The sequence below is a fragment of the Leifsonia sp. HAY1-4F genome, assembly GCF_056755275.1.
This window is the reverse complement of record NZ_JBNDHX010000264.1, coordinates 1-276: the sequence shown is the minus strand read 5'-3', so window position 1 is coordinate 276 and position 276 is coordinate 1. Positions and strand designations below refer to the sequence as shown.

1 pseudogene is annotated in these 276 nt (G+C 67.4%); it reads left to right on the top strand.

The window, feature by feature from the left end:
* Positions 1 to 206 (top strand): annotated as a pseudogene (locus ACPYOG_RS19465) (hypothetical protein); the annotation flags it as partial.
* Positions 207 to 276: the final 70 nt, after the last annotated feature.

The following is a 276-nucleotide window of genomic DNA, read 5'->3' as shown; positions in this document are numbered from 1 at the left end:
CCCCCCAGATTAGCGAGTGTCTCGTGGGCTCGGAGATGTGTATAAGAGACAGGTACGTCTCGAGCGTGCTCTTCGACCTGCGCTTCCCCGGAACCGACCCCGAGCTCCGCCTCGAGCCGGGCGCGGAGCTCACGGAGCACGGACCCGGGATGCTGTTCCAGCGCTGTCTCTTATACACATCTCCGAGCCCACGAGACACTCGCTAATCTAGGGGGGGGTGGTTTTTTTTTCCGAGGGGGGGGGGGGGGGGGGGGGGGGGGGGGGGGGGGGGGGGGG